Source organism: Sphingomonas sp. FARSPH (genome assembly GCF_003355005.1).
In the GTDB taxonomy this organism is placed as follows: Bacteria; Pseudomonadota; Alphaproteobacteria; order Sphingomonadales; family Sphingomonadaceae; genus Sphingomonas.
On sequence record NZ_CP029985.1, the window covers coordinates 2,340,790 to 2,367,167 of the forward strand.

Genomic DNA, 26,378 nt, shown 5'->3' on the forward strand with positions numbered 1-26,378 from the left:
CCGGCCAGCGCGACGGAGCGCGCCACAAGGCGCGGCTTCGCCGCGACTGACGGCGCAGCGGGGAAGGGCATCACCCCAATATCTTAACCCGCGCCCGCTACACGCCGGCCGATGTCCCAGCCCCGCGACCGCATGCTCGACGTGATCCGCGGCGCGGCGATCCTGTGGGTCCTGCTCTTTCACCTGCGCGTCGCGACCGGGTCGGACGCGCTCGACGGGGTGATCCGCCCGCTGATCGACGTCGGCTGGGTCGGCGTCGACCTGTTCTTCGTGCTGAGCGGCCTGCTCGTCGGGGGGATGGTGTTCGACCAGCTCGACGCCCCCGGCGGCTTTTCGCGCCGCCGCTTCTTTGCGCGCCGTATGCTGCGGCTGTGGCCGGTGCTCTATCTCTATCTAGCGGCACTGCTGGTCGCCGGCGGGCGTGACGCGTGGCCGATGGTGCTGCCCGTCGCGCTCCACGTCCAGAATTATGCGACCGGCGTGCCGAGCCATTTGTGGTCGCTTGCGGTCGAGGAGCATTTCTACCTCGCCGCCGCGCTCGGCATACCATGGGTCTGGCGGCGCGGCGGGGCGAGGGGGCTCGCGATCGTGCTGCTCGTGCCGTTGGCGGGATGCCTGGTCCTGCGGCTGGGCGCGCTCGCCGCCGGCGCGGCGCCCGTCGCGGTGCAATGGCAAACGCCGTATCGCATGGATGCGCTGGCGGCGGGCATGCTGATCGCCTGGAGCGAGCGCCATGCGCCGGCGGTGCTGGCGTGGTTGCAGGCGCGCCGGCGCGGATGTCTGGCGGTCGCCGCGCTGGGCTTCGCCAGCCTCGCGGCGGTGCGCGATCCGCACGTGCGCTTTGGGATCGGCCTGACCGTCGCCTGGATGTCATCGGCGCTGGTCGTCGTCGCGCTGCGCCGGCTGCCGGTGCCGCGCCGGGCGGTGCCGCTGCGATCGCTCGCCTGGCTCGGCGGCATATCCTACGCCGCCTATGTCTGGCACGTCGGCCTGGGGCGGCTGGCGGATGCCACCACGCCGGCCGGTGCGCCCCTGGCCGTCATGGCATGGCGTTATGGGATCGTGGTCGCCGGATCGGCGCTGATCGTCCGGTGGATCGAACGGCCGTTCCTGCGGCTGCGCCCGCCCGTATCGCGCCTGCCGGATGCTCGACCCGGGGCGTTTGGCATCGCTTAAAGATACTGCGAACGATTATCATCAATTATCTTAATGATCCGCCGTTATGCGGTTGTGCCATCGCCCCAATGGGCCTATGCGGCGTGACCAATTCATGCCCTCATCACGGAGAAGGATTGGATGGCTCGCAAGAAGATCGCGCTGATCGGCGCCGGTAACATCGGTGGCACGCTCGCGCACCTCGCCGCCCTGAAGGGGCTGGGCGACATCGTCCTGTTCGACGTGGTCGAGGGCGTGCCTCAGGGCAAGGCGCTCGACCTGTCGCAATGCGGCCCGGTCGAGGGCTTCGACGCGAATATCAAGGGTTCGAACGATTACGCCGACATCGCCGGTGCGGACGTCATCATCGTCACCGCCGGCGTCGCGCGCAAGCCGGGCATGAGCCGCGACGACCTGCTCGGCATCAACCTCAAGGTGATGAAGGCGGTTGGCGAGGGAATCAAGGCCAACGCCCCCGACGCCTTCGTGATCTGCATCACCAACCCGCTCGACGCAATGGTGTGGGCGCTGCGCGAATTCTCGGGGCTCCCCGCGAACAAGGTCGTCGGCATGGCCGGCGTGCTCGACTCGGCGCGCTTCAGCCACTTCCTCGCCGAGGAATTCGGCGTGTCGGTGAAGGACGTGAACACCTTCGTGCTCGGCGGCCACGGCGACACGATGGTGCCGGTGCTCGAATATTCGACCGTCAGCGGCATTCCGGTCAGCGACCTGATCGAGATGGGCTTCTCCACGAAGGAAAAGGTCGACGAGATCGTCAAGCGCACGCGCGGCGGCGGCGGCGAGATCGTCGCGCTGCTCAAGACCGGCTCGGCCTATTACGCGCCCGCGACCAGCGGCATCGCGATGGCCGAGGCGTATCTCTACGACCAGAAGCGCATCCTGCCCGCCGCGGCGCACCTGTCGGGTGAATATGGCATCGACAACCTCTACGTCGGCGTGCCCGTCGTGATCGGCGCCGGCGGCGTCGAGAAAGTCGTCGAGGTCAAGCTGTCGGACGAGGCGAAGGCGAACCTTCAGGTTTCGGTCGACGCGGTCAAGGAACTGCTCGTCGCCTGCAAGGGCATCGACGAGAGCCTCGCCTGACCGTGCGTGGCGCGGTCGCCCTGACGATGCGGCGCCATGCCGCCGTTGCGCTCGGCGCGGCAGCGGTGCTGGCCGGGCCGGTGGCCGCAAAGGAATTCGGCGTCGCCTCGCAGGATGAAATCGTCGCGGGCGCGCGCTCGTGCGTCGCCAGCGTCGGCCCAGCGGGCCTCGACGAGGCGCATCTGGTCGCCGATGGCTGGTCCAAGGGGGCGATGACGTCGAAGGACGGCAAGCCCGTCGCCAGCGATCTCATCGTCTACGGCAAGGGCAATCTGATGATGCTGTCGACCAGGGCGGCGGGCCTATGCACCGTGACGGCACGGATCGCATCGGTGCGTGCCTTCCCCGGCATCCAGTCCGCCATGGCTTCCGCGTATGGCGCACCGTTCAAGGACGATGGCAAGGGAGAGCAGTTCTTCCAGGCCCCCGACCATCGTTTCATCGATCTCGCATCCACCGGCAGCAAAGATCGGCCCGCTGTTCGGGTCGCCGTCGGCTATGTCTCTCAGGAGTCGAAATGAGCATCCTCGTCAACAAGAACACCAAGGTCATCACCCAAGGCATGACCGGTGAGACCGGCAGCTTCCATACCAAGGCGGCGCTGGATTACGGCACGCAGATGGTCGGCGGCGTCACGCCGGGCAAGGGCGGCACCGAGCATCTCGGCCTGCCCGTGTTCGACACCGTCGCCGAGGCGGTGACGAAGACCGGCGCGGACGCATCGGTGATCTACGTGCCGCCGCCCTTCGCCGCGGATTCGATCCTCGAGGCGATCGATGCGGAAGTGCCGCTGATCGTCTGCATCACCGAAGGCATTCCGGTGCTCGACATGGTCCGCGTCAAGCGCGCGTTGTCGGCGTCCAAGTCGCGGCTGATCGGCCCGAACTGCCCGGGCGTGCTGACGCCGGGCGAGTGCAAGATCGGCATCATGCCTGGTTCGATCTTCAAAAAGGGTTCGGTCGGTGTCGTGTCGCGCTCGGGCACGCTGACCTATGAGGCGGTGTTCCAGACCTCGAACGCGGGCCTCGGCCAGACCACCGCGGTCGGCATCGGCGGCGACCCCGTCAACGGCACCAACTTCATCGACGTGCTGGAGCTGTTCCTGGCCGACGACGCGACCGAGTCGATCATCATGATTGGCGAGATCGGTGGCTCGGCGGAAGAGGAAGCCGCGCAGTTCCTGCGCGACGAGGCGAAGCGCGGCCGCAGCAAGCCGATGGCGGGCTTCATCGCCGGCCGCACCGCGCCTCCGGGCCGTCGTATGGGCCACGCCGGCGCGATCGTGTCGGGCGGTCAGGGCGGCGCCGAGGACAAGATCGCGGCGATGGAAGCCGCCGGCATCAAAGTCGCGGCGAGCCCCAGCGAGCTGGGCTCGACCCTGCTCGAGGTGCTGAAGGGTTGATGTGACACGCTCCCTCTCCCGCTGGGAGAGGGAGGGAGCCGCCGGCAGGCGGCGGAAGGGTGAGGGTGTTCAAGGCATCTCACCCTCATCCTCCCACCCGCTGGCGCGGGCGGGCCCCTCCTTCTCCCGGTGGGAGAAGGGTAAAGGACGAAGACGATGGGCTACGAAGGCCAGGATTTCAGTGACATCGCGCAGGGCGTCAGCCCCGCGTTCATCGAGGCGCTCTACGCCAAGTTCCAGACCGACCCCGCGTCGGTCGAGGGCGGCTGGCAGACCTTCTTCGAAGGGCTGGAGCGCGGCACGGGCGGTCCGAGCTGGACCAACCAGCGCTGGCCGCTGACGACCACCGATGACCTGACCGCCGGCCTCGACCCGACGCAGATGGAGCCCGCGCCCAAGCCCGCCAAGGGTGGCAAGCCCGCGCCGGCCGCCGCCGCGGCGCCGGCGCCGTCGAAGGACGAGATCATCCGCGCTGCCGGCGACGCGATCCGCGCCCAGCTGCTCATCCGCACCTATCGCGTGCGCGGCCACCTTGCCGCCAATCTCGATCCGCTCGGCCTCGCCAAGCGCGAGATGCCCGAGGATCTGCGCACCGAATATCACGGCTTCACCGACGCCGACATCGATCGCCCCGTCTATCTCGGCGGCACGATGGGCTTCGAATGGGCGACGATCCGCCAGCTGGTGACGACGCTGCGCAAGAATTACTGCGGCAACGTCGGCCTCGAATACATGCACATCTCCGACGTCGAGGAGCGCCGCTTCCTGCAGGACCGCATGGAGGGGCAGGACAAGGCGATCGAGTTCACTACCGACGGCAAGAAAGCCATTCTCACCAAGGTGATCGAGGGTGAGCAGTGGGAGAAGTTCCTCGGCAAGAAATACGTCGGGACGAAGCGCTTCGGTCTCGACGGCGGCGAATCGATGATCCCTGCGCTCGAGTCGGTCATCAAATATGGCGGCCAGTATGGCGTCCGCGAGATCGTGTTCGGCATGGCGCACCGTGGCCGCCTGAACGTGCTCGCCAACGTGATGGGCAAGCCGCTGCGCGTGATCTTCCACGAATTCGCCGGTGGTTCGGCCAACCCCGAGGATATCGGCGGTTCGGGCGACGTGAAGTATCACCTCGGCACCTCGTCGGACCGCGAGTTCGACGGCCACACCGTGCACATGAGCCTGGTCGCCAACCCCTCGCACCTCGAGGCGGTGAACCCGGTCGTGCTCGGCAAGACCCGCGCGATCCAGACCATCGCCGGCGACCTGACCGACCACAGCGCCTCGCTGCCCGTGCTGATCCACGGCGACGCGGCGTTCGCGGGGCAGGGGATCGTGTGGGAATGCCTCGGCTTCTCGGGCATCCGCGGCTACAACACGGGCGGCTGCGTCCACTTCATCATCAACAACCAGGTCGGCTTCACCACCAGCCCGCAGTTCGCGCGATCGTCGCCCTATCCGTCGGACGTGGCGAAGGGCGTGCAGGCGCCGGTCTTCCACGTCAACGGCGACGACCCCGAAGCGGTGACCTTTGCCACCAAGATGGCGATGGAATTCCGCCAGAAGTTCCACCGCGACATCGTCATCGACATGTGGTGCTATCGCCGGTTCGGCCATAACGAGGGCGACGAGCCGGGCTTCACCCAGCCGTTGATGTACAACATCATCCGCAAGCATCCGGGCGTCAGCGAAATCTACGCCAAGCGCCTGATCGCGGAAGGCGTCGTCGACCAGGCGTGGGTCGACCAGAACATCCAGCAGTATGTCACCCGCTGCGAAGGCGAATTCGAGGCGGGATCGGGGTACAAGCCCAACAAGGCGGACTGGTTTGCCGGCCGCTGGTCGGGCCTCTCCGCGCCCAAGGAGACCGATCAGGGGCGCCGCAACGTCGAGACGGGGCTCGATCGCAAACTGTTCGATGCGCTCGGTCGCAAGCTGACGACGGTGCCGGACTCGGTGCAGATCCACAAGACGCTGGCCCGCGTCATCGACGCCAAGCGCCAGATGTTCGCGGGCGGCGAGAATTTCGACTGGGCGACGGGCGAGGCGCTGGCCTTCGGCTCGTTGTTGTCGGAGGGCTATGGGGTCCGCCTGTCGGGCCAGGATTCGGGCCGCGGCACGTTCAGCCAGCGCCATGCCGTCTGGGTCGACCAGACCGACGAGCACAAGTATATCCCGCTCCAGACGGTCGAGCACGGACGGTTCGAGGTGCTCGACAGCCCGCTGTCCGAATATGGCGTGCTCGGCTTCGAATATGGCTATGCGCTCGCCGATCCGAAGACGCTGGTGATGTGGGAGGCGCAGTTCGGCGACTTCGTCAACGGCGCGCAGATCATGATCGACCAGTTCATCACGTCGGGCGAATCGAAGTGGCTGCGCGCCAACGGCCTCGTCATGCTGCTGCCGCACGGCTACGAAGGGCAGGGGCCCGAGCATAGCTCGGCGCGTCCCGAGCGATTCCTGCAATCGTGCGCGGGCGACAATATCCAGGTCGCCAACTGCACCACGCCGGCCAATTATTTCCACCTGCTGCGCCGGCAGATGCACCGCAACTTCCGCAAGCCATTGGTCGTGTTCACGCCCAAGTCGCTGCTCCGCCACAAGCTGGCGGTGTCGAAGGCGGAGGATTTCCTGGGCGACAGCCACTTCCGCCGCCTGCTGTCCGATCCGAACGGCGCCGCAGATGCGGCGACGACGCGGCTGGTACTGTGCACCGGCAAGGTCGCCTACGACCTGATGGAGGCGCGCGACGCGGCGGGCGACACGACGACGCAGATCGTGCGCGTCGAGCAGCTCTATCCCTTCCCGACCGAGGCGCTGGCCGAGCGGATCGCGAAGCTGCCCAACCTGACCGACGTCGTCTGGGCGCAGGAAGAGCCGAAGAACAACGGGTACTGGTTCTTCGTCGAACCGCTGATCGAAGAGGCGCTGGGCATGGCGAAGGCGCGGGTCGCGCGCGCGCGCTACGCCGGTCGCACCGCATCCGCCTCGCCCGCGACGGGCCTGATGAAGCGGCACACCGCGGAACAGGGCGCGCTGGTCGCCGATGCGCTGGGTCATAACGTGCGCGACGAAATCCGTCGCACGCGCGCCGAGGGCAGCACGACGACGGCACGGCCGGCGCAGGCGCCGACCGCATAAGATGACGCGTGGCTCGGCCGTGGTATCGGCCGGGCCGGACACTGAAAACTGGCGCGGGTAACGATCGACCCGCCCGCGTGAGGTCCCTTCGGGGCGGAGGAAGATGGGAATGGCGACTGAAGTTGTGGTGCCGACGCTCGGCGAATCGATCACCGAAGCGACCGTGGGTGAATGGCTGAAGCAGCCCGGCGATGCCGTTGCCGTCGACGAGCCGATCGCGAGCCTGGAAACCGACAAGGTTTCGGTCGAGGTGCCGAGCCCCGTCGCGGGCGTGATGGGCCAACATGCCGTGCAGGTCGGCGACACGGTCGAGGTCGGCGCGCTGCTCGCGACGATCGACGCCGGTGACGGCGCGCCCGCCAAGGCGGCCGCCGCCGAACCCGCCGCCACCGCGACGCCGGCCGCGGCGCCTGCCCCCGCCGCCGCGCAATCCACGGGCGATGCCGCCGCCGCGCTGTCGCCGTCGGTCCGCCGCGCGGTGCTGGAGCACGGCGTCGACCCCTCGACGATCCAGGGCACCGGCAAGGATGGTCGCCTGACCAAGGAAGACGTCGCCGCTGCCGCGTCCGCCAAGCCTGCCGCTGCCGCGCCCGCCGTCGCGGGCACGTCGTCGGACGGTGGCGATGCCACCGCCGGCCGCGCGTCTTCGCGGCGCGAGGAGCGCGTGAAGATGACGCGCCTGCGCCAGACGATCGCCAAGCGCCTGAAGGAAGCGCAGAACACCGCCGCGATGCTGACGACGTTCAACGATGTCGACATGACCGCGGTGATCGAGGCGCGCGCGAAGTACAAGGACCTGTTCGAGAAGAAGCATGGCGTCCGTCTTGGCTTCATGGGCTTCTTCGTGAAGGCCGCGACGATGGCGCTGAAGGACATTCCGTCCGTCAATGCCAGCATCGAGGGCGACGAGATCGTCTATCACGATTACGCCGACATCTCGGTCGCCGTCTCGGCCCCGAACGGCCTCGTCGTCCCCGTCATCCGCGATGCGCAGGACCTGTCGGTCGCCGGCATCGAAAAGACGATCGGCGACTTCGGCAAGCGCGCCAAGGACGGCACGCTGAAGATGGACGAGATGAAGGGCGGCACCTTCACCATCTCCAACGGCGGCGTGTTCGGCAGCCTCATGTCGACCCCGATCATCAACCCGCCGCAGTCGGCGGTGCTCGGCCTGCACCGGATCGAGGAGCGCCCTGTCGTCCGTGACGGCCAGGTCGTCGTCCGCCCGATGATGTATCTCGCGCTCAGCTACGACCACCGCCTGATCGACGGGCGCGAGGCGGTGACCTTCCTCGTCGCGCTAAAGAACGCGATCGAAGACCCGACGCGGATCCTGATCGACCTGTGATGTCATGTGCTCCTGCGAACGCAGGAGCCCAGGGTTACAGGGCGTGACGCCTGTGGCTCTGGGTTCCTGCATGCGCAGGAACACGGGAGCTTGGACATGGGAAAGCCCGGTTACGTCTACCTCATGGCAAGCCAGCGTAACGGCACCCTCTACCTCGGCGTCACTAGCAACATCCAGGCTCGCGCATACCAACATCGCAACGGCCTGCTCGATGGCTTCTCGAAGAAATACGATTGCCGGTTGCTTGTCTGGTTCGAAGCGCATGACGACATTCAGGATGCACGGCAGCGCGAGTTGCAGTTGAAAAAATGGAAGCGGGACTGGAAGGTCGACCTGATCGAAACCGCCAACCCGACGTGGAAAGATTTGTACGAGACGCTGTTCTAGGAGCCGCGTTCCTGCGGACGCAGGAACGCAAAGCCCCCAAGCGCAGCGCCCCATAACCCTGGGTTCCTGCGTTCGCAGGAACACGAGCGGAGCACAGACGATGGCTGACGAACAGCAGTACGACTATGACGTCCTCGTGATCGGCGCCGGCCCTGGCGGCTATGTCGCCGCGATCCGCGCGGCGCAGCTGGGGCTGAAGACCGCGTGCGCGGAGAGCCGCGAGACGCTGGGCGGCACCTGCCTCAACGTCGGCTGCATCCCGTCGAAGGCGATGTTGCACGCGTCCGAATATTTCGACGCCGCGGCCAATGGCGCGATGGCGAAGATGGGCATCAAGGTGACGCCCGAACTCGACCTCGACGCGATGCACGGCCAGCGCCGTGATGCGGTCAAGCAGCTGACCGGCGGTATCGAGTTCCTGTTCAAGAAGAACAAGGTCGAATGGCTGAAGGGCCGCGCCAGCTTCACGGGCAAGGACAGTGTCGAGGTCGCCGGCCGCACCGTGCGCGCGCGGAACATCGTCATCGCTACGGGCTCCAGTGTCACGCCGCTACCCGGCGTCACCGTTGACCAGAAGATGGTCGTCGATTCGACCGGCGCGCTCGAACTCGCCAAGGTGCCGCAGCATCTCGTCGTCATCGGCGGCGGCGTCATCGGCCTGGAACTCGGCAGCGTGTGGCGCCGCCTGGGTGCGAAGGTGACCGTCGTCGAATTCCTCGACCAGATCCTGCCCGGCTTCGACGGCGACGTCCGCAAGGAAGCCAACAAGATCTTCAAGAAGCAGGGCCTCGAGTTCAAGCTGTCGACCAAGGTCACCGGCGTCGCCGTCGACGGCGACACCGCGACGCTGACGATCGAACCCGCCAAGGGTGGCGAGGCGCAGACGATCGAGGCGGATGCGGTGCTGGTCGCGATCGGCCGCAGGCCGAACATCGACGGTCTCAACCTCGAGGCGGCCGGCGTCGCGCTGAATGGGCGCGGGCAAGTGGAGATCGACCACGACTTCCGCACCAACGTCCCCGGCGTCTGGGCAATCGGCGACGTCGCGCCCGGCCTGATGCTCGCGCACAAGGCGGAGGACGAAGGCATCGCGGTTGCGGAGAACATCGCGGGCCAGCACGGCATCGTGAACCACGACGTCATCCCCTCGGTCGTCTACACGATGCCCGAATTCGCCGGCGTCGGCCTGACCGAGGAAGCGGCAAAGGAACGCGGCGAGGTCAAGGTCGGCAAGTTCCCGATGATGGCGAACAGCCGGGCCAAGACCAACCACGAGCCCGACGGCTTCGTGAAGATCATCGCGGATGCCAAGACCGACCGCGTGCTCGGCGTGTGGGCGATCGCCTCGGTCGCGGGTACGATGATCGCACAGGCGGCGCAGGCGATGGAATTCGGCGCGACGAGCGAGGACATCGCCTACACCTGCCACGCGCATCCGACGCATTCGGAGGCGATCAAGGAAGCCGCGATGGCGGTGACCGGCAAGCCGATCCACATCTGATGCCGCGCGGCGCGGCGCCGGTCCCAGACCCGGACCGCGCCGCGACCGAGGCGGTGTGGCTGCGCCTGACGCGCGTCATTGCAACAGGAAACGCCGACGGACGGCGCCGGCAAAAACCGTCAGCGATCAGCTCAGTCGTCGGACGATGACGGCGCGTAAGCGGCGCATGTGCCATTTTGATCTCAACGCATAGCTGGCGTCCCCGCCCAGAAGCGACCGATCGTGGCAGGCCGCTGGCTCTTGGCGATCATGTTGCACAAAGGATCAGATAATCTCGACGGTGCGCCGGGTGCGATCGACCCGGATCACGCCGCCACGCGCGTGGAGCGCGAACCCCGCCGCCTGCGCCCAGGCCGCGTCGGTCATCGGCGCGCCGCTCAGGTCGTGCCAGTGGGGATCGGCATAGGGTGCCGGATCGCCCAGGTCGCGCGCCGCCCGCGCCGCGGCGAGCGTCACGACATGTGCCTCCAGCGCGCGGTCGCGCCCCGTCCAGTCGACCCAGCCTATCGCATTGTCCTGCGCATAGGCGTTGTTGTTGCCCCGCTGCGTACGGCCGAATTCGTCGCCCGCGGTCAGCATGATCGTGCCGCGCGAGGCGAACACCGTGCCGAGCAACGCGCGCTTATCGGCGTCGCGCGCGGTGCGGATCGCGGGATCGTCGCTCGGCCCCTCGACGCCGTTGTTCCAGCTGTGGTTGTCGGCGTGGCCATCGCGATTGTCCTCGCCATTGGCATGGTTGTGGCGCTCCGCATAGGCGACGGTGTCGGCGAGCGTGAAGCCGTCGTGCGCCGCGACGAAATTGACGGTGCGCGTGCCGCCTTGGCCGAAGATGTCGTCCGACCCGGCGATCCGCGTCGCGAGCGTGCCGGCATCGGCATCACCGCGCCAGAACCGGCGCACGTCGTCGCGGAACCGGTCGTTCCATTCCAGCCAGCCGGCGGGAAAGTGGCCGAGCTGATACCCGCCCAGGCCGATGTCCCAAGGCTCGGCGATCATCACGCGCGTCGACAGTAAAGGGTCGGCGGCGATCTCCGCGAAGATCGGCGCATCCGCGGCGAAGCCGGGGCCGCGCGCGAGCACCGTCGCGAGGTCGAAGCGAAAGCCATCGACGCCCATCGCGGCGAAGTGGCGCAGGCTGTCGAGGATCAGCCGCCGCACCTGCGCACGCGAACAGTCGAGCGTATTGCCCGTGCCGGTGTCGTTGATCGGCGTGCCGTCGGGCGCGTGCGCATAATAGAGCCGCTCGTCCAACCCGCGCAGCGACAGCGTCGGGCCATGCATGTCGCTTTCGCCGGTGTGGTTGAAGACGAGGTCGAGGATCACGCCGATCCCCGCCGCGCGCAGCGCCGCGACCGTGTCGCGCAACTCGGTCACGCCGCCGGGGGCGAGCCGCGGATCGAGCGCCATCGGCACGACCGGGTTATAGCCCCAGGCGTTGGTGAGGCCGAGCGGCGGCAGGTGGCGTTCGTCGATCCACGCGACGATCGGCATCAGCTCGATCGCGGCGACGCGGAGCGACCGAAGGTGCGCGACGATCGCCGGGTGCGCCAGCGCGGCGATCGTCCCGCGCTGCGCGGCGGGCACGTCGGGGTGCAGCATCGTGAAGCCGCGGACGTTCACCTCGTAGATCAGTCCGCCGGGGATGAAGAGGGGCGGGGGCAGCGGCCCGATCGGCGGCGATGGCGGCGGCACGATCGCGCGCGGGACGAGATCGCCCGTCTCGGCGCCGGGCTGGCCAAGGCGCGGGTCATAGGCGAAGGGCCGGTCGAGTTCGACAGCATAGGGGTCGACCAGCAGCTTCGCAGGGTCGGTAGCGCAGCGATAGCCGTAGCGCTGGCCGGGGCCGATCCCGTCGATGGTCGCGGTCCAGATGCCGTCGCCGCAGGATACCATCGCGATCTGGCGCTCGGCGTCGCCGTCGAACAGGCATAGCGTAACCGGCGCGCACGCGCGGACGGTGAAGCGCGTGGCGTCGTCCTCGCCAACGGCACCGAAAACAATCACGACGAGGTCGCCCTCACGCTTCCGGCGCTCCGCGCCTCCCTCCCTCTCCCAGCGGGAGAGGGAAGGGGCCCATCGCCTTGGCGATGGGAAGGGTGAGGGTGGTGCCTGACATCAAGGATCGGCTTAAGTCACCACATCGGGCGCCGTCCGCCCGGTATGGCGCGTGATCCCCGCGATCGCATCCGCCGCCTCGACGATATCCGCCAGCATCGCGCCGGTATCCTCGTCGAGGCGCCCGTCCGCCGGTTCGTAGCGTTCGAGGTAGACGCGCAACGTCGCTCCGCTCGTGCCGGTGCCTGACAGGCGGAAGACGACGCGGCTGCCGCCGTCGAACAGGATGCGCACGCCCTGGTTGCGGCTGAACGATCCGTCGGTCGGGTCCTCATAGGCGAAATCGTCCGCGGCGGCGATCGTCAGCGGCCCCACCGCCTTGCCCGGCAGATCGGCGAGCGCCCCGCGCAGTTCCGCCATCAGCGCATCCGCCCGCGCGCTGTCGACGCCCTCGTAATCGTGGCGCGCGTAATAATTGCGGCCGTATGTCGCCCAGTGATCGCGCGCGAGCGCGTCCACCGACTTGCCCGTCGCGACGAGGATGTTGAGCCACAGCAGCACCGCCCACAGCCCGTCCTTCTCGCGGACGTGGTCGCTGCCGGTGCCGGCACTTTCCTCGCCGCAGATCGTCGCCATGCCGGCGTCGAGCAGGTTGCCGAAGAACTTCCACCCCGTCGGCGTCTCGAAGGCGGGAATGCCCAGCCTTTCCGCCACCCGGTCTGCCGCCGCGCTGGTCGGCATCGACCGGGCTATGCCCTTCAATCCAGCCGCATAGCCCGGCGCGCAATGCGCATTGGCGGCCAGCATCGCGAGGCTGTCCGACGGCGTCACGAACCGGCCGCGGCCGATGATGAGGTTGCGGTCGCCGTCGCCGTCGGATGCCGCGCCGAAATCGGGCGCGTCGGGCGACATCATCAGATCGTACAGGTCCTTGGCATGGACCAGATTGGGGTCGGGATGATGGCCGCCGAAATCCTCCAGCGGAATGCCGTTGCGTACGGTGCCCGGCGCGAAGCCCAGGCGCCGCTCCAGTATCTCGGTCGCATAGGGGCCGGTGACCGCGCTCATCGCGTCGAACGCCATCGTCAGCCCGGCGGCGCGGATCGCGGCGAAGTCGAACAACTGCTCCATCAGCGCGGCATAATCCGCGACGGGGTCGACGACCTCGACCACCATATCGCCCATCCGCGTCTCGCCGAGCGTGTCGAGATCAATGTCGTCGGCATCGATCGTCAGCCAGCGGTCGATCGTCTTCGTCCGCGCGAAGATCGCATCGGTGACGCCCTCCGGCGCGGGGCCGCCGTTGGCGATATTGTACTTGATGCCGAAATCCTCGGTCGGGCCGCCGGGATTGTGGCTCGCCGACAGGACGAGGCCGCCCAGCGCCTTGCGGATGCGGATCATGTTGCTCGCCGCCGGGGTCGACAGCAGGCCGCCCCGGCCGACGAGGATCCGGCCGAAGCCGTTGGCTGCGGCGATGCGGATCGCCTTCTGGATCACCTCGCGGTTCAGGTAACGGCCGTCGCCGCCGATCACCAGTGTCGCGGCGGCCTTGCCGTCGATGACGTCGAACACCGCCTGCACGAAATTCTCGGCATAGTTCGGCTGCTGGAAGACGGTGACCTTCTTGCGCAGGCCGGACGTGCCCGGCTTCTGGTCGGGGTAGGGCGTGGTCGAAACGGTGCGGGTCATGCGAAAAGGCTCTTGTAGAGGTCGGCGTAGCGGCGTCCGCTCTCGGTCCACGAGAAGTCGGCGCGCATGCCGTTGCGCTGGATGGTGCACCACAGATCGGGCCGTGAATAGGCCCGGATCGTCCGTGAAATCGCATGGGCGAGGCTGTTGTCGCTGACCTCGCCATGCTGGAAGCCGGTGGCGACGCCCGCGGCGATCGCCGCCTCGTTGGCGTCGATCACCGTGTCGGCGAGCCCGCCGGTGCGCGCGACGACGGGCACGCAGCCATAAGCGAGCCCGTAGAGCTGCGTCAGCCCGCATGGTTCGAAGCGCGACGGGATCAGGATCGCGTCCGCGCCGCCCTGCAACAGGTGCGACAGCGGCTCGTCATACCCGATCCGGACCCCGATCCGCCCCGGATGTCGCGCGGCGGCGGCAAGGAATGCGCTTTCGAGCGGCGCGTCGCCCGAGCCGAGCAGCGCCAGCCGCCCGCCCTGCGCGACGAGATCGTCGAGGCGCTGAGCCAGCACGTCCATCCCCTTCTGCCAGGTCAGCCGGCTGATGACGGTGAACAGCGGTCCGTCCCCCGCCTCCAGCCCGAACGTCCTTTCGATCGCGCGCTTGTTGACGCGGCGGCGGCCGAGCGCGCGCGCGGTGTAGCGCTGCGGCAGGGCGGCGTCGGTTTCCGGGTTCCACACCGCGGGATCGATGCCGTTGACGATGCCGTGAACGCGCGCATGCCGCGCCGCGATCAGCCCCTCCAGCCCCATGCCGAACCGGTTCTCGCGGATTTCGGCGGCATAGGTCGGGCTGACCGTGGTGATCGCGTCCGCCGCGGCGAGGCCTGCCTTCAGAAATCCCACGCCGCCATAATATTCGACGCCGTCGATGCGCCAGGCGGTGTCGGGCAGGCCGAGCGCGGGGAAGACATCGGCGCCGAACTGGCCCTGAAAGGCGATGTTGTGCACCGTCGTCACGCTGCGCACCGATGCACCGTCGTAGCGGAGGTAGGCGGGCGCGAGCGCGGCCTGCCAGTCGTGCGCGTGGAGGACGGCGTAACCGTCGTCGATCGCGACGTCCGCCGCGGCGCGGGCGAGCGCGGCGAAGCGCCGCCAGTCGTCGGCCTGGCCGTACAGTCCGCCTTTGCGGTTGAACAGCGCGGGCGCGTCGAGCACCAGCAACGGATGCCCCTCGATCGTCCCCGACAGCAGCCGCGCGGGCGTGTCCATCAGGCCCGCCCAGCGGCGCACCACCTTCGCGCCCTTCATCGACGCACCGACGACGGGATAGCCGGGGATCATCGTCGTCGTCTCGACGCCATGCGGGGCGAGCGCGGCGGGCAGGGCGCCCACCACATCGGCGAGCCCGCCGGTCTTGACCAGCGGAAACGCCTCCGCCGCGACGGAGAGCACGCGCATCATATCCTCCCCGGCACGGGGAGGTGGCAGCGCGCAGCGCTGACGGAGGGGGGACTCCACGTCGCGCAACGCCGGTGGAGAGCCCACTCCACCACGCTGCGCATGGTCCCCTTCCCCTTGCAGGGGAGGATAGGCATCACGACAGCCGGTCGATCATCGGCTGGGTGATGAGGCACACGCCCTTGTCGGTGCGGCGGAAGCGCTGGCCGTCGATTACCGGGTCCTCGCCGACGACGAGGTTGTCGGGGATCACCACGCCGCGGTCGAGCACGACCTTCTTCAGCCGCGCGCCGCGGCCGATATGGCAATAGGGCAGCACCACCGCCTCATCGAGCGAAGAATAGCTGTGCGCGCGGACCCCCGTGGACAGCAGGCTGCGGTGGATCTGCGATCCCGATACGATGCAATTGCCCGACACCAGGCTCGACACCGCGCACCCGCGTCGTCCGTCGAGATCGTGGACGAACTTCGCCGGCGGGGTGATCTCGGAATAGGTCCACAAGGGCCATTCCTTGTCGTACAGGTCGAGCTGCGGGATGACGTCGGTCAGGTCGATGTTCGCTTCCCAATAGGCATCGACCGTGCCGACGTCGCGCCAATAGGCCGCCGGTTCCTCGCTCGACCGCACGCAGCTGGCGGAAAAGCGATGCGCCTGCGCCTTGCCGTGCTGGACGAGGTAGGGGATGATGTCCTTGCCGAAATCGCGGGCCGAGCCGGGCGTATCGGCGTCGCGGCGCAGCTCCTCGAACAGGAATTTGGTCGCGAAGACGTAGATGCCGAGGCTGGCGAGCGCGATGTCGGGCTGGCCGGGGATCGAGGGCGGATCGGCCGGCTTCTCGACGAAATCGATGATCCGGTCGCTCTCGTCGACGTGCATCACGCCGAACGCGCGCGCCTCCAGGCGCGGCACCTCCATGCACGCGACGGTGACGTCGGCGCCACTGTCGACATGCTGCTGGAGCATGATCTCATAGTCCATTTTGTAGATGTGATCCCCGGCCAGGATGACCATGAACTCCGGGTCGTAGCTTTCGATGATGTCGATGTTCTGGAACACCGCATCGGCGGTGCCTTCGTACCACTGGAATTCCGACACGCGCTGGCTGGCGGGCAGGATGTCGAAGCTTTCGTTGCGTTCGTCGCGCAGGAAGTTCCAGCCGCGCTGCAGATGGCGGATCAGCGAATGCGCCTTGTATTGCGTCGCGACACCGATGCGGCGGATGCCGGAGTTGATCGCGTTCGACAGTGCGAAATCGATGATCCGGCTCTTGCCGCCGAAATAGACCGCGGGCTTGGCGCGCGTATCGGTCAGCTCCATCAGCCGGCTGCCGCGTCCGCCGGCGAGTACGTAAGCCATCGCGTCGCGCGACAGCGGGTGGCGTCCTACCCGGTCTACCATCGGCCCCTCTCCATCATTGCTATCATTATCGTTCAGCTTTCGAATTGCAGCATCACCGTGGCGAGCGGCGGCAGCGTGACCCAGGCCGCGCCGTCCTTCGCATCGACGCCGCCCATGTTGCCAAGGCCCGAGCCCCAATATTCGTGCGCATCGGAATTGATGATCTCGCGCCAGCGCCCGTCATACGGCAAAGGCACACGATACGGCGCGCGCGCGACGGGGGTCAGGTTGGCGATGACCGCGACCGGCCGTTCGCCCGGCGCCTTGCGCAGCCAGGCGAAGACGGAATTGGCGGCATCGTCGGCGATCAGCCATGCGAACCCGTCGCCCTCGCAATCGCGGGCGTAGAGCGCCGGCGTGTCGCGATAGACGCGGTTGAGGTCGCGCACCAGGTTGCGCACGCCCTCGTGCGAATGCGCGCCGCGCAAGGACCAGTCGAGCGCGCGATCCTCGCTCCACTCGCGCCGCTGCGCGAACTCCTGTCCCATGAACAGCAGCTTCTTGCCCGGATAGCCCCACATGAACGCATAGAGGCTGCGCAGGTTGGCGAACTTCTGCCAGTCGTCGCCCGGCATCTTTTCCAGCAACGTGCCCTTGCCGTGGACGACCTCGTCATGGCTGAGCGGCAGGACGAAGTTTTCGCTGAACGCGTAGACCAGCCCGAAGTTGATCTCGCCGTGGTGATGACGCCGATGGATGGGCAGCCTCGCGAAATACTGGAGCGTGTCGTGCATCCACCCCATGTTCCACTTGAACCCGAAGCCCAGGTTGCTGCGGCTGGCTTCGTTGAGCGCAGGCGCGGAGACGCCCGGCCAGCTGGTCGATTCCTCGGCGACGGTGAAGATGCCCGGGTGCTCTCGATAGACCGCGCGGTTCATCGCGCGCAGGAAGTCGACCGCCTCCCAATTCTCGCGCCCGCCCTCGGCATTGGGAATCCATTCGCCCGGCTCGCGGCTGTAGTCGCGGTACAGCATCGAGGCGACCGCATCGACGCGCAGCCCGTCGACGTGATAGCGCTCCGCCCAGAACAGCGCGTTGTTGACCAGGAACGACTCTACCTCGCGCCGCCCGAAATTATAGATCGCGGTATTCCAGTCGGGGTGAAAGCCGAGCCGCGGGTCCTCGTGCTCGTACAGCGCGGTGCCGTCGAAATGGGCAAGGCCGTGCGCATCGGTCGGGAAATGCGCGGGCACCCAGTCGAGGATGACGCCAATGCCCGCCTGATGCGCGCCGTCGACGAAGCGCGCGAACCCTTCGTGATCGCCGAAGCGCGCGGACGGCGCATAGAGCCCGGTCGTCTGATACCCCCACGACGGGTCATAGGGATGCTCGCTGACCGGCATGAACTCGATGTGCGTGAAGCCCAGGTCGACGACATAGGGGATGAGCCGGTCGGCAAGCGCGTCCCAGCTCAGATACCAGCCATGTTCGTCGCGGTCCCATGATCCGGCATGTACTTCGTAGATGCTGATCGGCACGCGGCGCGGGTCGACCTTTGCCCAGGCATCGCGGTGCGCCGCATCGTGCCAGACGTGCGCTGGCGGCGCGGTGGTGACGGACGCGGTCTTCGGGCGCAGTTCGGCGGCGAAGGCGAAGGGGTCCGCCTTCAGCGGCTGCACCGCGCCGTCCGGCCCGACGATCTCGAACTTGTACGCGCGGCCCGGTCCGATGTCGGGCAGGAATATCTCCCACACCCCCACCGCGCCGCGGCGGCGCATGACGTGGCGCGCACCGTTCCAGTCGTTGAAGTCGCCGACGACCGACACGCGCCGCGCATTGGGCGCCCAGACCGCGAAATGCGTGCCGTGCGCGCCCTCATGCTCGATCCAGTGCGCGCCCACCTTGTCCCACAGGCGAAGGTGCGTGCCTTCCGCCATCAGATAATCGTCGGTCGGGCCCAGCACCGGGCCGAAGCTGTACGGGTCGGTCAGCCACCATTCGGCGCCGAACCCTTGCGCCTTGTACTTCAGCGGCTGCGGATCGCCGGGCAGCACCCCCTCGAACAGGCCGCGCCCGTCGATGCGGGCCAGCGGGCCGAGCGACGCGCCGGCAAGGTCGTGTGCCTCCACCGTCTCCGCGCCGGGTACGAGCGCGCGCGCGAAACTGCCCTTCGGCGCGGCGAAGACGCCGAGCAGGGCGAAGGGATCGTCGTGCCGACCCTCCACCAGGGCATCGATCGCGGCGCGCGACGGCGTCACATCACGCCCCAGATCTGCTTCGCATATTCGCCGATCGTGCGGTCGGACGAGAACCAGCCCATGTTGGCGACGTTGAGAATCGCAGAGCGGCCCCAGGCGGCCGGATCGCTCCACCGTGCATCGACGCTGCGCTGCGCGGCGGTATAGGCGTCGAAATCGGCCGCGACCATGAACCAGTCGTGGTCGTACAACCCGCCCATCAACCCCTTGTATCGGTCGGGATCGTCCGGGGAGAAGACGCCCGACGCGATCGCGCTGACCGCCTGTGCCAGCTCGCGCGACCCCTCGATCACGTCGCGCGGGGTGTAGCCTGCAGCGCGCTTGTCGGCGACCTCGTCCGCGGTCAGGCCGAAGATGAAGATGTTGTTGTCGCCGACATGCTCCATGATCTCGATGTTCGCGCCGTCGAGCGTGCCGATCGTCAGCGCGCCGTTGAGCGCGAACTTCATGTTGCCCGTGCCCGACGCCTCCATCCCCGCGGTGCTGATCTGTTCCGACAGATCGGCGGCCGGGATCATACGCTCGGCCAGCGAAACGTTGTAATTGGGGACGAACGCGACCTTCAGCAGGTCGCCGACAGCGGGATCGGCGTTGATCCGCTTGGCGATGTCGTTGGCCAGTTTGATGACCAGTTTGGCATTGTGATAGCTCGACGCCGCCTTGCCCGCGAACAGCTTTACCCGCGGCGTCCAGTCGCGTTCCGGGTGGCTCCTGATCTGGTCGTACAGCGCGACCGTCTCGATCAGGTTGAGCAACTGACGCTTGTATTCATGGATCCGCTTGATCTGGACGTCGAAGATCGCGTCCGGATTGGTCCGCAAGCCGATGGTTTCCTTCAGGTAATTCGACAGCATTACCTTGTTCGAACGCTTCACCGCGGCAAAGCGCTCCCGGAAGGTCATGTCGTCGGCAAACGGCGCGAGCGCGGTCAGTTTCTGCGCGTCGTCGCGGAAATCGCCGCCGATCGCCTCGGCGATCAGCGCGGTCAGATCGGGATTGCATTCCAGCAGCCAGCGGCGCGGCGTGATGCCGTTGGTCTTGTTGTTGATCCGCTCGGGGAACAGCCGGTGCAGGTCGGCGAACACCGTCTTCTTCATGAGTTCGGTATGCAGGGCCGCGACGCCGTTGACCGAATGGCTGCCCGCGAAGGCCAGGTTCGCCATGCGCACGCGCCGCTCGCCGCCCTCGTCGATCAGGCTGATCGCCGCGATCGCGGCATCGTCGACGCCGGCGACCTTGCGCGCGTCGCGCAGCAGCTTGGCGTTGATCTGGTAGACGATCTGCATGTGCCGCGGCAGCAGCCGCTCGAACAGCGGCAGCGGCCAGCTTTCCAGCGCCTCGGGCAGCAAAGTGTGGTTGGTGTAGCCGAAGGTCGCGCGCGTGATGTCCCACGCTTCGTCGAAGGCGATGTCGTGGAAATCGACCAGCAGCCGCATCAGCTCGGCGACGGACACCGCCGGGTGCGTGTCGTTGAGCTGGATCGCCGCCTTGTCCGGCAATGTGCGGATATCGCCGAAATACTGGACGTGGCGGCGCACGATGTCCTGGATCGACGCGGAGCTGAAGAAATATTCCTGACGCAGGCGCAATTCCTGCCCCGCCGGCGTCGAATCGTTGGGATAGAGGACGCGGGTCAGCGTCTCGGCGCGCAACTCTCCGGCGAGCGCGCCCTGGAAATCGCCCGCGTTGAACTGGTCGAGGCGGATGGGATCGAACGCGCGCGCACGCCACAGCCTGAGCGTGTTGACGCGTTTGCCGCGCCAGCCGACCATCGGCGTGTCATAGGCGACCGCCTGCACCGCCTCGGCCGGGTTCCAGTGCGTCAGGCCGCTCGCCTTGGTCGTCACCTCGCCACCGAAGCCGACGAAATAGGCGCTCTCGCGCCGCTCGAACTCCCACGGATTGCCATGCGCCAGCCACGTCTCGGGCAGTTCGACCTGCCAGCCGTCGTCGATCCGCTGGCGGAACATGCCGTTCACGTAGCGGATGCCATAGCCATAGGCGGGCAGGTCGAGGCTGGCGAGGCTCTCCATGAAACACGCCGCCAGCCGGCCAAGGCCACCGTTGCCGAGCGCGGCGTCGGGTTCGATCTCCTCGATCGTCGCCAGGTCGACGCCCAGCGAGGCGAGCGCCGCGCCGACTTCCGCCGTATGGCGCAGGTTCGACAAGGCGTCGCGCAGCAGCCGCCCGATCAGGAATTCGAGGCTGAGGTAATAGACGCGCTTCGCCCCCGCGGCGTGCGCCGCCTTGGTCGATTCCATCCAGCGTTCGATGATCTCATTGCGCAGCGTCAGGATCGTCGCCGCCAGCCAGTCGTGCGGTCGCGCCGCCTGCGCGTCCTTGCCGATCCGGTGGACCAGCGTGTCGACGATCGCAGAGGCGAGCGCGCGGGTTTCTGCGTCGGTATCGATGGGGGCGGCGGTGGGCGAGGAGCGATCGGTCACGACATACCCATGCTGTTGGTGGTGTCGGCGTATACTAAAGGCGCGAATATGACGTCTGTCACCGCAAAAGCGCGCGTGGCGCTCACATCATGCCCCATAACAAGGTGGCGTTGAGCCCGATGATGATCGCGGCGATCACCCAGGCGAGCGTGCGCAGCCATAGCGGGCTGACGAAATGGCCCATGATCGCGCGCCGCCCGGTGAAGATGACCAATGGCACCACCGCAAAGGGCAACTGCAGGCTGAGGATCACCTGGCTCAGCACGAGCAGCCGCGTCGCACCGCCGTCGCCCATCGCGCCGACGACGATCACCGCCGGGACGATCGCGAGCAGCCGCGTCACCAGCCGGCGCAGCCAGACGGGCAGGCGGATGTCGAGGAATCCCTCCATCACGATCTGCCCGGCGAGCGTGCCGGTGACGGTGGAATTCTGCCCTGACGCGAGCAGGGCGACGCCGAACACGATGCTCGCCGCCCCGACGCCCATCGTCGGCGCGAGCAGGTGATACGCCTCGTCGATGTCGGCGACGCCCGTCCTGCCCGATGCGTGGAAGACGGCGGCGGCGAGGATCAGGATCGCCGCGTTGATGAAGAAGGCAAGCCCGAGCGCCAGCGTGCTGTCGATCGTCGCCAGTCGCACCGCCTCGCTCTTGCCCGCCTCGTCATGGGCGAAGGCGCGCGTCTGTACGATCGAGGAATGGAGGTAGAGGTTGTGCGGCATCACCGTCGCGCCGAGGATGCCGATCGCGAGATACAGTTTGGCCGGATCGGTGACGATGCCCGGCGTCGGCACCAGCCCGGCGAGCACGCCGCCAAGGTCGGGCTTCGCGTGGAACAGCTCGAACGCGAAACAGCCCGCGATGATCAGCAGCAGCGCGACGATGAACGCCTCGATCTTGCGGAATCCATAACGTTGCAGCGCGAGGATCAGGAACACGTCGAACGCGGTGACCAGCACGCCCCAGACGAGCGGGATGTCGAACAGAAGCTTCAGCGCGATCGCGGTGCCCAGCACCTCGGCAAGGTCGCAGGCGACGATCGCTACCTCCGCCAGCGCCCACAGCGCGATCGCCACCGGACGGCGATAGTGCGCACGGCACGCCTGCGCGAGGTCGAGCCCCGCGGCGATCCCGAGCCGCGCCGACAGCGCCTGCAGCACGATCGCCATCAGGTTCGACAAGAGTACGACCGACAGCAAGGTGTAGCCGAACGCCGATCCGCCCGCGATGTCGGTCGCCCAGTTGCCCGGGTCCATATAGCCGACCGCGACGAGAAATCCCGGCCCAAGGAACGCGGCGAGCCGCCGGCCGGGTTTTCCGCCGACAGGCAATGCGACGCTGCGATGGCTGCCGATCAGGGACGGGGAAGAGGTAGGGGGCATCGACCCGAAGATGTGGCCGATGCGCGCCGCATGGGCAAAGAGAATGTTTTTTCGGAAAGCCGGGAACCGAAACCCGAACACCGTGTGCGGCGGGGCGCATTTCCGGTCAAGGCTCGTGCGCCTGACCTACACGTCGGCGAAGAGCTACCTATATTGGGCCGAACAGCTATTTCTCATGGAAGCCAATGTTCAAGCAACGATCGAACCTTTTTTGGTTCGGACATTGCGCGTTTTGGTGTCAATTTTGTCAAGACTCGTCATATGGCGCGCCTCAGACCGGCGCCTTGTCGTCGGGGCCGGCGCCGTAATGGTGCCACGTGAAGATGGCGAGTGCGCCGCGGTGCGGGCGCCAGGATTCGGCGAGTGCGCGCACCATTTTCTCGGAGGGGCGTGCGTCGTGGCCGAGCAGGCGGCCGACCTCGATCTGGACGGCGAGGTCGCCGGCGGGCCAGATGTCGGTGCGCCCCTCGGCGAACAGCAGGTAGATTTCCGCCGACCAGCGGCCGATGCCCTTGACGCGGACGAGCTGCGCGATCGCTTCTTCGTCGTCGGCGGGCAGATTGTCGAGGTCGAGCCGCCCGCTCGTCACCTCTTCGGCGAGGCTGCGCGCGTAGGACGCCTTCTGCCGCGACAGGCCCGCCGCGCGCAGCGTCTCGTCGCTGGCCGCCAGGATCGTGTGCGGGTCGCTGGGGTTGCCGACCAGCGTCTCCAGCTTGCGATAGACCGCGTTCGCCGACTGGACGCTGACCTGCTGGCCGATGATCGTGCGCAGCAACGTGTCGTACCCGCGCGCACGGATGCGTGGCGCGGGGTAGCCGACCCGCGCCAGCCCGGCGGCGAAGGCGGGTTCGCGCGCCGCGAGCGCGTCGAGATCGGCGCGCAGCTGTTCCTCGCTCAGCCCCATGCTTGATCCGGGGTGGCGGCCGCGGCTAGGGCGCGGGTCACGTTTCTGGAGAAGATCATGGCCAAGCTTATCGTCGTCACGCGCGCGGGGGAAGAACGCGAAATCAACGGCGAAGCCGGCTTGTCGGTGATGGAGGTGATCCGCGACGGCGGGATCGACGAAATCCTGGCGCTGTGCGGTGGCTGCTGTTCGTGCGCGACGTGCCACGTCCATGTCGACCCGGCGTTCGCCGACAAGCTGCCGCCGATGGGCGAGGACGAGAACGACCTGCTCGATTCGGTCGATGATCGCGACGCGACGAGCCGCCTGTCGTGCCAGCTGCCGTTCGGCCCGGCGCTGGACGGGATGCGCGTGACGATCGGCGCGGACGACTGAGCGAGCGTGAAGGCCCCTCCCCCTGAAGGGGAGGGGTTTTCCGGAACGATTACCGCGCCGCCACCGCGTAGAGCGCGATCGCGGCGGCGTTGGAGACGTTGAGGCTCTCCACCTTGTGGCTGATCGGCAGCTTGGCGAGTTCGTCGCAATGCGCCTCGGTATTCTGGCGCATGCCTTCGCCTTCCGCGCCGAGCACGATGCAGATGCGCTGGTCGCCCATCGCCTGCGCCAGCGTCTGGCTGGCGTGTCCGGTCAGCCCGATCCGCCAGAAGCCGGCCTCCGCAATCTCCTCCAGCGCACGGGCGAGATTGACGACGCGCACCCAGGGCACCGTCTCCAGCGCGCCTGACGCCGAGCGTGCGACCGTGCCGCTTTCGGGCGGCGCGTGCCGGTCCTGCGTGACGATGCCGAGCGCATCGAACGCCGCGGCGGAGCGCAGGATCGCGCCGACATTGTGCGGATCGGTGACCTGGTCGAGCACGACGAGCGGGCGCCGGTCGTCCTGCCCCGCGATCAGCAGGTCGCCCAGCCACATGTCCTCCAGCGGCTCGACCTCCGCGACCAGCCCCTGATGCGGCGCGTCGGCGGGGACGAGGCGGCCGAGGTCGGCGACGTCCGCATAGGTGACGGGCAGCACCGGCGGCAGGTCGAGCGCCGCCAGCGCCTCGCGCGTGCCCCACAGCTTGCGCACGACGCGATCGGGGTTGGCGAGCGCGGCGGTCACCGCGTGGCGGCCCCAGAAGCGCGGGCGGTTGGCGGTGCCCGTCGACGGGCGATGGCCACGGCGCGACATCAGCGGGCGGCCCTGGGCAGGAAGGTGGAAAGATCAGTCATCATCGTCACTATAGGCATAAGGGTCGGTGGCCACCGGCTTGGTCGGCAGCGGCGGGCGTGGCAGCGCCTTGTCCGCATTGGCGGCGGAGAGCAAGACTCCGGCCAGCACGATCGATCCCTGGCGCATGTCCTCCGCCTTCAGATGGTCGAACGTGTCGATCGAGCTGTGGTGGATGCGGCTGCCGTAATCGAGCGGATCCTGGATGAACTGGAAGCCGGGCACGCCGACCTGCTGCATGAAGACGTGGTCGGTGCCGCCGGTCTGGCGCGCGACGACGTTGCCCGCGCCCATAGAGGCGAAGGGGCTGAGCCATTCGCGAAAGATCGGCACCACCGCCGGATTGTTTTCCGCATAGAGCCCGCGCAATTTGCCCGAGCCGTTGTCGATGTTGAAATAGGCGGCAAGATCGCCGTAGCCGGGCAGCGGCGTGATCGGCCAGCGGTCGGAAAAGCCGTAGAAGCCCTTCATCCCGCCCGGCACCGCTTCTCCCGCCGCACCGCGCCGCGCGAGATGCGCCTGCACATAGGCCATGGAGCCGAGCAGCCCCTGTTCCTCGCCCGCCCATAGCGCGAAGCGGATCGTGCGCTTCGGTCTAACGCCGCTGGCCGCGAGGATGCGCGCGGCCTCCATTACCTCGGCCGAGCCTGCGCCATTGTCCGCCGACCCGTCGCCCGCGACCCAGCTGTCGAGATGCGCGCCGGCCATGACGTAGCCCGCCTTGGGATCGGTGCCGGGGATTTCGGCGAAGACGTTGTACGCCTGCGGATCGGTGTCGTCGAAGCGCACGTCGCTGGTGATCTCCAGCGTCGGGGCGGGGCCGACCCGGGCAAGGCGGGCGAGGCGCAGGTAATCTTCCTGCGCGATCTGGACGGATGGCAGCGATGCGGTCTCGCCCGTGCCGAACAGATAGCCTTCGCCATGAAGGAGCTTGCCGTCGCGATAGGACATGGTGGCGATCGCGACCGCGCCCTCGCTCTTCAGAAACGCATCGAGCTTCTTGGTAAAATCGAGCCGCTTCATCCGGCGGTCGGTCGCATTGGGATCGTAACTGGGCTGCTGGAACTGGTCGAGCTTGCCGATGTCCTCGCCAGAAAGGCGCTTGAAGGGCGGGTCGGTCGGATCGCCCGCGGCGCGGGGCATCGTGACCATGACGATCTTGCCCGCCAGCTGGCCGCGATATCTGGCGAAGTCGCGCTCGCGCGCGATCGGCGCGACGACGACGGGCGCGGTGATCGTGCCGGGCGTCGCGGGGGTCCAGGCGACGGGGATCGCGGTCAGCTGCACGACGCGCGGGGTCATCATCCGCACGCTCGCGCGCTCGATCGACCAGCCGCGGCCAAAGGCGAAGCCTTCCTTATGGACGTTCTTAAGTCCCCATTCGCGGAACTTGGCCTGCGTCCAATCCTCCGCGCGGCGCATCGCGGGCGAGTTGGTCAGGCGCGGGCCGATGACGTCGGACAGATGCTGCGCGATCGGCATTACCTCGCTGTGGTTGGTGCCCTGGTCGATGATCGTGGCGATCGCGGCGCGGTCCTGCGCGCCGACGGGCGCGGCAAGGGCGATGGCGGAGACGGCAAACAGCAGGCGGCGCATGGATTTCCCCCGGGCAGCGACGTGATGCCAGGGGTGCTACGGTTCGATGTGCGGGGATGCAAGCATGGGCGTT

Annotated in this window: 19 protein-coding genes; 9 read left to right on the forward strand and 10 right to left on the reverse strand. The window is 67.6% G+C overall.

Annotation, left to right across the window (positions count from 1 at the left end):
* Positions 1 to 111 precede the first annotated feature (111 nt).
* From DM480_RS11205 to lpdA, 8 genes are all read left to right on the forward strand, one after another.
* Positions 112 to 1,176 carry an acyltransferase family protein gene (locus tag DM480_RS11205; RefSeq protein ID WP_115379059.1) on the forward strand — a complete coding sequence of 355 codons (1,065 nt, stop codon included), beginning with the start codon at positions 112 to 114 and terminating at the stop codon, positions 1,174 to 1,176.
* Positions 1,177 to 1,296: 120 nt separating this feature from the next.
* Complete coding sequence (gene mdh, locus DM480_RS11210) at positions 1,297 to 2,259, forward strand: malate dehydrogenase (RefSeq protein ID WP_115379060.1); 963 nt, start codon at positions 1,297 to 1,299, stop codon at positions 2,257 to 2,259.
* A 65-nt stretch (positions 2,260 to 2,324) separates the two neighbouring features.
* On the forward strand, positions 2,325 to 2,780 hold the full coding sequence (locus DM480_RS11215) for a hypothetical protein (protein ID WP_125471507.1): 456 nt from the start codon (positions 2,325 to 2,327) through the stop codon (positions 2,778 to 2,780).
* A complete protein-coding gene (sucD, locus tag DM480_RS11220; RefSeq protein ID WP_115379064.1) occupies positions 2,777 to 3,661 on the forward strand; it encodes a succinate--CoA ligase subunit alpha in 885 nt (294 codons plus the stop codon). The genes DM480_RS11215 and sucD overlap by 4 nt, the downstream gene beginning before the upstream one ends.
* 156 nt (positions 3,662 to 3,817) lie before the next feature.
* A complete protein-coding gene (locus DM480_RS11225) occupies positions 3,818 to 6,796 on the forward strand; it encodes a 2-oxoglutarate dehydrogenase E1 component (RefSeq protein ID WP_115379066.1) in 2,979 nt (992 codons plus the stop codon).
* Between the two features lie 109 nt (positions 6,797 to 6,905).
* Positions 6,906 to 8,144, forward strand: a complete 1,239-nt coding sequence (odhB, locus tag DM480_RS11230) for a 2-oxoglutarate dehydrogenase complex dihydrolipoyllysine-residue succinyltransferase (RefSeq protein ID WP_115379068.1) — start codon at positions 6,906 to 6,908, stop codon at positions 8,142 to 8,144.
* Between the two features lie 96 nt (positions 8,145 to 8,240).
* Entirely contained in the window at positions 8,241 to 8,531 is a 291-nt protein-coding gene (locus DM480_RS11235; RefSeq protein WP_115379070.1) for a GIY-YIG nuclease family protein, read from the forward strand.
* A gap of 100 nt (positions 8,532 to 8,631) precedes the next feature.
* Complete coding sequence (lpdA, locus tag DM480_RS11240) at positions 8,632 to 10,032, forward strand: dihydrolipoyl dehydrogenase (protein ID WP_115379072.1); 1,401 nt, start codon at positions 8,632 to 8,634, stop codon at positions 10,030 to 10,032.
* A gap of 264 nt (positions 10,033 to 10,296) precedes the next feature.
* Here lpdA and DM480_RS11245 read toward each other — a convergent pair whose 3' ends face one another.
* The 8 genes from DM480_RS11245 to DM480_RS11280 all read right to left on the reverse strand — a co-directional run bounded on the left by DM480_RS11245 (position 10,297) and on the right by DM480_RS11280 (position 23,502).
* Positions 10,297 to 12,036: a glycogen debranching protein gene (locus tag DM480_RS11245; RefSeq protein ID WP_115379075.1), complete on the reverse strand. Its 1,740-nt coding sequence runs from the start codon at positions 12,034 to 12,036 to the stop codon at positions 10,297 to 10,299.
* A gap of 123 nt (positions 12,037 to 12,159) precedes the next feature.
* Positions 12,160 to 13,779 (reverse strand): alpha-D-glucose phosphate-specific phosphoglucomutase, encoded by a 1,620-nt coding sequence (locus DM480_RS11250; RefSeq protein WP_115379077.1) that lies wholly within the window; start codon positions 13,777 to 13,779, stop codon positions 12,160 to 12,162.
* On the reverse strand, positions 13,776 to 15,179 hold the full coding sequence (glgA, locus tag DM480_RS11255) for a glycogen synthase GlgA (RefSeq protein WP_115379079.1): 1,404 nt from the start codon (positions 15,177 to 15,179) through the stop codon (positions 13,776 to 13,778). The genes DM480_RS11250 and glgA overlap by 4 nt, the downstream gene beginning before the upstream one ends.
* Positions 15,180 to 15,312: 133 nt before the next feature.
* On the reverse strand, positions 15,313 to 16,575 hold the full coding sequence (gene glgC, locus DM480_RS11260) for a glucose-1-phosphate adenylyltransferase (protein WP_115379081.1): 1,263 nt from the start codon (positions 16,573 to 16,575) through the stop codon (positions 15,313 to 15,315).
* 32 nt (positions 16,576 to 16,607) lie between these two features.
* Positions 16,608 to 18,773, reverse strand: a complete 2,166-nt coding sequence (gene glgB / locus DM480_RS11265) for a 1,4-alpha-glucan branching protein GlgB (RefSeq protein WP_115379083.1) — start codon at positions 18,771 to 18,773, stop codon at positions 16,608 to 16,610.
* Positions 18,770 to 21,184: a glycogen/starch/alpha-glucan phosphorylase gene (locus DM480_RS11270; protein ID WP_115381217.1), complete on the reverse strand. Its 2,415-nt coding sequence runs from the start codon at positions 21,182 to 21,184 to the stop codon at positions 18,770 to 18,772. Before DM480_RS11270 ends, glgB begins: the two co-directional genes overlap by 4 nt.
* Positions 21,185 to 21,299: 115 nt before the next feature.
* A complete protein-coding gene (locus tag DM480_RS11275; protein ID WP_443026395.1) occupies positions 21,300 to 22,547 on the reverse strand; it encodes an Nramp family divalent metal transporter in 1,248 nt (415 codons plus the stop codon).
* Positions 22,548 to 22,869: 322 nt separating this feature from the next.
* Entirely contained in the window at positions 22,870 to 23,502 is a 633-nt protein-coding gene (locus DM480_RS11280) for a DNA-3-methyladenine glycosylase family protein (RefSeq protein ID WP_115379085.1), read from the reverse strand.
* 57 nt (positions 23,503 to 23,559) lie between these two features.
* Here DM480_RS11280 and DM480_RS11285 point away from each other — a divergent pair, with 57 nt between their 5' ends.
* Entirely contained in the window at positions 23,560 to 23,877 is a 318-nt protein-coding gene (locus DM480_RS11285) for a 2Fe-2S iron-sulfur cluster-binding protein (RefSeq protein WP_115379087.1), read from the forward strand.
* A gap of 49 nt (positions 23,878 to 23,926) precedes the next feature.
* Here DM480_RS11285 and rlmB read toward each other — a convergent pair whose 3' ends face one another.
* On the reverse strand, positions 23,927 to 24,670 hold the full coding sequence (gene rlmB, locus DM480_RS11290; RefSeq protein WP_115379089.1) for a 23S rRNA (guanosine(2251)-2'-O)-methyltransferase RlmB: 744 nt from the start codon (positions 24,668 to 24,670) through the stop codon (positions 23,927 to 23,929).
* 33 nt (positions 24,671 to 24,703) lie between these two features.
* Complete coding sequence (locus DM480_RS11295; protein WP_115379090.1) at positions 24,704 to 26,305, reverse strand: M20/M25/M40 family metallo-hydrolase; 1,602 nt, start codon at positions 26,303 to 26,305, stop codon at positions 24,704 to 24,706.
* Positions 26,306 to 26,378 lie beyond the last annotated feature (73 nt).